This window comes from Streptomyces sp., from assembly GCF_035644915.1.
In the GTDB taxonomy this organism is placed as follows: domain Bacteria; phylum Actinomycetota; class Actinomycetes; order Streptomycetales; family Streptomycetaceae; genus Streptomyces.
This window is the reverse complement of record NZ_DASQNP010000175.1, coordinates 47,719-54,627: the sequence shown is the minus strand read 5'-3', so window position 1 is coordinate 54,627 and position 6,909 is coordinate 47,719. Positions and strand designations below refer to the sequence as shown.

6 protein-coding genes are annotated in these 6,909 nt (G+C 75.4%); 2 read left to right on the top strand and 4 right to left on the bottom strand.

Annotated features, from left to right (window positions below; genetic code table 11):
* Positions 1-62 precede the first annotated feature (62 nt).
* Together VE546_RS19510 and VE546_RS19505 are read left to right on the top strand one after the other, a co-directional pair.
* On the top strand, positions 63-1,175 hold the full coding sequence (locus tag VE546_RS19510) for a DUF5937 family protein (RefSeq protein WP_324924075.1): 1,113 nt from the start codon (positions 63-65) through the stop codon (positions 1,173-1,175).
* 94 nt (positions 1,176-1,269) lie between these two features.
* A complete protein-coding gene (locus VE546_RS19505) occupies positions 1,270-2,460 on the top strand; it encodes a threonine aldolase family protein (protein ID WP_324924073.1) in 1,191 nt (396 codons plus the stop codon).
* Positions 2,461-2,499: 39 nt separating this feature from the next.
* On the opposite strand, the gene VE546_RS19500 is transcribed toward VE546_RS19505, so the two are convergent.
* From VE546_RS19500 to VE546_RS19485, 4 genes are all read right to left on the bottom strand, one after another.
* Complete coding sequence (locus VE546_RS19500) at positions 2,500-3,189, bottom strand: response regulator transcription factor (protein ID WP_324924071.1); 690 nt, start codon at positions 3,187-3,189, stop codon at positions 2,500-2,502.
* Positions 3,190-3,263: 74 nt separating this feature from the next.
* Positions 3,264-4,484, bottom strand: a complete 1,221-nt coding sequence (locus VE546_RS19495) for a sensor histidine kinase (RefSeq protein WP_324924069.1) — start codon at positions 4,482-4,484, stop codon at positions 3,264-3,266.
* A gap of 36 nt (positions 4,485-4,520) precedes the next feature.
* Positions 4,521-5,630 (bottom strand): SAM-dependent methyltransferase, encoded by a 1,110-nt coding sequence (locus VE546_RS19490; protein ID WP_324924067.1) that lies wholly within the window; start codon positions 5,628-5,630, stop codon positions 4,521-4,523.
* Positions 5,631-5,661: 31 nt separating this feature from the next.
* Positions 5,662-6,822, bottom strand: coding sequence for an NADH-quinone oxidoreductase subunit D (locus VE546_RS19485; protein ID WP_324924065.1), 1,161 nt, complete (start codon positions 6,820-6,822; stop codon positions 5,662-5,664).
* Positions 6,823-6,909 lie beyond the last annotated feature (87 nt).

Below are 6,909 nucleotides of genomic sequence, written 5' to 3'. Positions count from 1 at the left end.
CCGATTGACGGCTGCTGTCAATCGGCGGCGGGACGGCGCGCGGCGGCGGGCAGGATGGCCGCATGAGCGTCGTCATCGACATCACCGGCCTGCCGGACGAGCGCGTCGTCTTCGCCCCCTCCCCCCTGGCCGAGCTGAGCGCGGCCCTGCACGTCCTCTCCGAACCCGCGCACCACCCCGGGCTGCACGGCTGGTCGACCACGACGCTCGCCGGGCTCAAGCCGGACCTCGCCGAGCGGCTCGCCGAGGCGGACATCCTGTGGCGCTCCACCCGCTCCGACATCCTGCTGCCCGGCCGGTCCCGGCCCGGCGCGACGCTCGCCGAGGAACTGGACTCGGTGGACCGGCTGGACGACGAGCGGTACGTCCAGGCCGCGCTGGAGATCAACTGCTCCGGCGGCGGCTGCGCCGGCGAGGAGGCGTCGCCGCTGGTGGACGAGGACGCCCGGCGGCGGGCCCTGGAGCGGGCCGCCGCACGGGGGCCGCGGCAACTGGAGTTCGTCCGGCACCTGCTGGCCGACCCGCCCGCCGTACGGGCCTGGGTGCGGCGGCTGCTGGAGGACTGCGACCGGGCGTTCTTCGCGGACGTCTGGCAGCGGGTGCGCGGCCGGCTCGCCGCCGACGCCCGGCACAAGACGGAGCTGTTGCGGCGCAAGGGCCTGGCCGAGGCGCTGGCCGCCGTCTCCCCCGCGGTCGCGCTGGAGGAGGACGGGCGCGGGCGGCGCGTGGTCGTCGACAAGCTCGCGCAGGGCTGGACGACGGCGACGGACCCGGCGGTCGGGCCGGGCCTGACCCTGGTGCCCACCGCCTTCGGCTGGCCGCACCTGCTGGTCCTGCACGCGCCGGGCTGGCAGCCGGTGATCGAGTACCCGGTCGTCTCGCCCGAGCTGCGCGCGGGCCCGTCCTCGGTGGAGCTGATGCAGCGCCGTCTGGAGGCCCTGGCCCACCCGGTGCGCGTCCGGCTGTGCCGCAACCTGGCCCGCGCCCCGTACACCACCGGCGAGCTGGCGAGCGGCCTGGGGCTCACCGCGCCGGAGGTCTCCCGGCACCTGCGGGTGCTGCGGCAGGCGGGACTGCTGACGACGCAGCGGCACGGACGGTACGTGCAGCACCGGCTCGACGTCACCGTGGTGGCACGGCTGGGCAGCGACTTCCTGGAGGCGGTGCTGCGCTGAACGGTGGCGCGACGGCGGCACCGCTCCGGCCGGTGCCGCGGCGGGCGCGTAGAACATCCGGCGGAACCGCGGGCGGTCGGGAATCATCGGGCGCATGACGGCGGACAACGGCGCGGACACCGGCGCGAACGAGGAAGCACGGCGGGACGCGGACGAGGCGCGGGCCCGGAGGATCGCGGCGTGGAGCGCCGCGCGGCACAAGCTGGCCGACGGCTCCGTGGACGGGACGCTGGCCGGACACCTGGCCCGGCTGGCGGAGGAGGGTGCCGCGGTCCACGGCCTGGACGACCGCCCCGACATCTACGGAAACGGGATCGTCGCCGACCTGGAGGAGCGCACCGCCGGGCTGCTGGGCACCGAGGCCGCGGCGTTCTTCCCCACCGGCACCATGGCCCAGCAGGTCGCCCTGCGCTGCTGGGCGGGCCGCACCGGCAACCCGGTCGTCGCCCTGCACCCGATGGCGCACCCCGAGCGCCACGAGCGGGGCGCGCTGGCGCGGCTGGCCGGCCTGCGCACCGTCCACCCCACGGCCGAGCCGCGGCCGCCCTCGGCCCGGGAGGTGCGGGAGACGGCCGAGCCCTTCGGCACACTGATGCTCGAACTGCCGCTGCGCGACGCGGGTTTCGTGCTGCCGAGCTGGGAGGAGCTGGTGGAGACCGTCGGGGCGGCGCGGGAGCGGGACGCGGTGGTGCACTTCGACGGGGCCCGGCTGTGGGAGTGCACACCGCACTTCGGGCGCCCGCTGCCGGAGATCGCCGCCCTGGCCGACAGCGTGTACGTCTCCTACTACAAGTCCCTCGGCGGCCTCTCGGGCGCCGCCCTGGCCGGGCCGTCCGACCTGGTGGAGGAGGCCCGCGCCTGGCGGCACCGCTACGGCGGGCAGGTCTTCCAGCAGTGGCCCGCCGCGCTGGCCGCCCTGGTGGGGCTGGAGCGGGAGCTGCCCCGGCTGCCGGAGTACGTGGCCCACGCGAGGGTGGTCGCGGCGGCCCTGCGGGAGGGACTGGCGGCGGCCGGGGTGCGGTGGTTCCGGGTCCATCCCGGGGAGCCGCACACCCACCAGTTCCAGGTGTGGCTGCCGTACGGCGCCGAGGCGCTGACGGAGGCGGGCGTGCGGCAGGCGGAGGAGGACGGGGCGGTGCTCTTCCGCGTGTGGGACGCGCCGGGCCCGCCCGGCCTGGCCGTGACCGAGGTGACGGTCGCCGCCCCGGGGCTCGCCTGGCGTCCGGAGGACGTCCGCGCGGCGCTGTCCGGCTTCCTCGCCCGTCTTCCGGCGGCGGGGGGCTGAGGAGCGTCCGGCGGGAGCCCGGGCCGGACCGGGCCGGCGTCAGGAGAGCCCGCCGCCCCCGGCGCGCACCAGCCCGGTCTCGTACGCCAGCACCACGGCCTGTACGCGGTCGCGCAGCTCCAGCTTGGTGAGGATGCGTCCCACGTGCGTCTTGACGGTCGCCTCCGAGACCACCAGCCGCTGGGCGATCTCGCCGTTCGACAGGCCCTGGGCGACCAGCAGCAGCACCTCGCGCTCGCGGTCCGTCAGCCGCTCCAGTTCCTTGGCCGCCGGCTGCTCGGAGGTGCTGGGCAGCAGGGAGGAGAAGCGGTCGATGAGGCGGCGGGTGGTGGACGGGGCGACCACCGCGTCGCCGCTGTGGACCGCGCGGATCGCGCTCAGCAGCTCGTTCGGCGGCACGTCCTTGAGCATGAAGCCGCTGGCCCCGGCGCGGAGCGCGGAGAAGGCGTACTCGTCTAGGTCGAAGGTGGTCAGGATCAGCACCCTGGGGTCGCCGGGGCCGCCCTCGCCGCCCTCGCAGATGCGGCGGGTGGCCTCGACCCCGTCGAGGCGGGGCATCCGCACGTCCATCAGCACCACGTCCACGGCCGTGGCGCGCAGCTTCTCCAGGGCCTCGGCGCCGTCCCCGGCCTCGGCGACGACCTCCATGTCCGGCTGGGCGTCCAGCACCATGCGGAAGCCGGTGCGCAGCAGCGCCTGGTCGTCGACGAGCATCACGCGGACGGTCATGGGTTCCCCTCGTGCTGGTGCGGTGGTGGTCACGCGGTGCGGGCGGTCGGTGCGGTCCGTGTGGTCGGTGCGGTTCACGTGGAGCTCTTCAGCGGCAGCACCGCGCTGATCCGGAAGCCGCCGCCCGGGCGCGGCCCCGCGTCCAGGCTGCCGCCGACCATGCCGACGCGCTCCCGCATCCCGATCAGCCCCTGGCCGAGCCCGTCCAGTCCGCCGACCTCGTACAGCTCGCGCTGCGCGCCGCGGCCGTCGTCCTCGGCGAGCAGGGTCAGGTCGTCGGTGCCGTAGGTCAGCCGTACGGTGGCGCCGGCGTCCGGGCCGCCGTGCTTGCGGGTGTTGGTCAGCGCCTCCTGCACGATGCGGTACGCGGTCAGCTCGACGCTGCTGGGCAGCGGGCGCGGGGTGCCCTCGATCCGGAAGTCCACCGGCAGGCCCGTACCGCGCACCTGGTCGATGAGCTCGGCGAGCTGCTCGACGCCGGGCTGCGGCCCGTACTCCCCGCCCTCGGCCTGTTCGCCCGTCCGCAGCACGCCCAGCAGCCGCCGCATCTCCGACAGCGCCTGGCGGCCGGTGCCGGAGATGGTCTCCAGCGCCTGCCGGGCCTGGTCGGGGGCGGTGTCGAGGACGTAGGCGGCGCCATCGGCCTGGACGACCATCACCGAGACGTTGTGCGCGACGACGTCGTGCAGCTCGCGCGCGATCCGGGCGCGCTCGGCGGCCACCGCGACCTTGGCCTGCGCCTCGCGCTCCCGCTCCAGCCGGGCGGCGCGCTCCTCCAGTTCCGCGTAGTACGCGCGCCGGGTGCGCAGCGAGTCGCCCAGCACCCAGGCGAGGACGAAGGTGACGGTCAGGAAGAGGGTCCCCAGGACGTCCCCGGTGATGTCCCGGTTCTCGTCCGGCCAGCGCAGGGTGGAGATGGTGGGCGCGGCCAGGGCCCCGGCGAGGGCGAACTGGGAGGCCCAGCGGACGTTGCGGGAGGCGTTGGTGAAGACGATCACCAGCAGGGCGAAGTTGGCGATCACCGGGAAGGCGCCCGTCACCACCTCGGCCACTCCCGCCCCGGTCGCCAGCAGCAGCATCCTCTCCGGCGCGCGGCGGCGCAGGGCGACCACGGTGCACAGGACGAGGGTGATCGGGATGGAGGCGATCAACTGCGCCTCGCTCAGTTGCACCTCCATCTCCGGCTGCGAGGCGACCGCGGCGAGCCATGCCGCCGACACCACCAGCAGGACGACGGCCCAGAGGCTGTCGACCCAGGTGGGATGCCTGCGTATGAACTCGTATAGCCGATGCACATAACCCAGCGTAGGCAGACGGGGTACGTGTGGGAGTCAACCGGATGGGCGATCCCCGGTCGTCGCGCCTACTCCCCAGGGTGGAGGCAGGGGCGCCCGGCGGGGCTGGAGCAGCCAGGTGAAGGAGCCCAGGCCCTCCGGATCGGTCAGCTCGGCGGCCTCGCCCGCGCCGCCGAGCCGCCGCAGGTAGGCCACCGGGTCCCGCGAGGCGAGGGCGAGCGGGGGGCGGGCGCCGCTGACGCCCAGGGCGCGCAGCGCCTCGCGCTGGGAGAGCAGCAGGGGGCGCTCATCCCGGGGCGCCGCGGTCGCATCCGTGTGCCCTGCCGCGCGCCCCACCGTGCCTCCGGGCGCCCGTACGGCCGCCGCCGCGCACGCGTCCAGGGCGACGTGGGCGGTCAGGTCGCACCCGCCGTCGGGGACGGGCCGCACCCGGCGTCCGTCGCGGTAACCGGTGAGGGTCCCCAGCGGCGGCCGGGCGGCGCGGGTGTGGGCGTAGTCCGCGGCGACGGCCAGCCCGCGGTCCAGGCAGGCCACGGCGTCCGCCCAGGCGGTGTCGCGGGGGCGGCCCAGCTCCGCGCGCAGGCCCGGCTCGGGCGGCAGCGGCCACCAGCGGGCCAGCCAGTCGGCGTCCTCGCCGGTCACCGGCTCGCCCAGGTGCTCGGTGCCGTCGCCGTCCACCAGGACGTAGCGCGGTGTGCCGTCGGCGTCGGTCTCGGCGACGTCCACGGGCACGTTGTCCAGCCACTCGTTGGCGAACAGCAGCCCGGTCACGCCGCGTGGCGGGGTGTCGGACCAGCCGATCGCCGCGTCGAGCCCGTCCGGCCGGGGGGCGCGTTCGACGGCGTGGGCGCGGACCCGGGCGGCGACCCGGTCGGGCAGTGCGGCCAGGACGCCGGTCAGCAGCTCGCCGCGGCCCGCGCCGTAGTCGACCAGCGCCAGCTCGCCGGGGTGCCCCAGCACCTCGTCCACGCGCCGCAGCAGCTCGGCCACCGCGCCCGCGAACAGCGGCGAGGCGTGCACGGAGGTGCGGAAGTGCGCGGCGGGGGCCTGGCGCACGAAGAACCCCTCCGGACCGTAGAGCGCCTCCTCGGCGGCCTGCCGCCAGGGCCGCGCTCCCCGCCGCGGACCCGTCACCCGTCCGGTCATCCGTCCCGTCGCCCGTCCGGTCGTCCGCCGGTCACTTGTCGATGTCGCCGACGACGAAGAACATCGACCCGAGGATCGCCACCATGTCGGCGACGAGCGTGCCGGGCAGCAGCTCGGCCAGCGCCTGGACGTTGTTGTAGGAGGCCGAGCGGAGCTTGAGCCGGTAGGGGGTCTTGTCGCCCTTGGAGACCAGGTAGTAGCCGTTGAGGCCGAGGGGGTTCTCCGTCCAGGCGTACGTGGCGCCCTCCGGGGCCTTGAGCACCTTGGGCAGCCGCTGGTTGACCGGGCCGGGCGGCAGCTCGGCGAGGCGGTCCAGGCAGGCGTCGGCGAGGTCCAGGGCGTTGTGCGTCTGCTCCAGCAGCACCTCGAAGCGCGCCAGGCAGTCGCCCTCGGTGCGCGTGACGACCCGCAGGGTGTCCGCCAGCTCCCCGTACGCCAGGTAGGGCTCGTCGCGGCGCAGGTCGAAGTCCACGCCGGAGGCGCGGGCGATGGGGCCGCTGACGCCGTACGCGTGGACCGTGGCCGGGTCGAGGACGCCGACCCCGCGGGTGCGGCCGCGGAAGATCTCGTTGCCCAGGACGAGCCGGTCGTAGTCGTCCATCCGGGAGCGGACCTCGGCGACGGCCCGGCGCGTCCGTCCCAGCCAGCCGGCCGGGAGGTCCTCCTTGAGGCCGCCGACCCGGTTGAACATGTAGTGGATGCGCCCGCCGGAGACCTCCTCCAGCACGGCCTGGAGCGCCTCCCGCTCCCGGAAGGCGTAGAAGACGGGCGTGATCCCGCCCAGCTCCAGCGGGTAGGAGCCGAGGAACATCAGGTGGTTGAGGACCCGGTTCAGCTCCGCCAGCAGGGTGCGCGCCCACACGGCGCGCTCGGGGACCTCCATGCCGAGCATCCGCTCGACGGCCAGGACGACGCCGAGTTCGTTGGAGAAGGCCGACAGCCAGTCGTGGCGGTTGGCGAGGACGATGATCTGCCGGTAGTCGCGCACCTCGAACAGCTTCTCCGCGCCGCGGTGCATGTAGCCGATCACCGGCTCGGCGGAGACGATCCGCTCGCCGTCCAGCACGAGCCTCAGCCGCAGCACGCCGTGGGTGGAGGGGTGCTGGGGGCCGATGTTGAGCACCATGTCGGTGCTCTCCGCCGCACCGCCGACGCCGACGGTGGTCTCGGTGGTCGTGCCGGGCTCGGTCATGCTCCCTAGTCTGGCAGCAGTCCGGCGGCCTCCCGCGCCCTTCCCCCCGCCTCCGCCGTCTCCCCTGTCTCCCCCGCCCCGCCTACG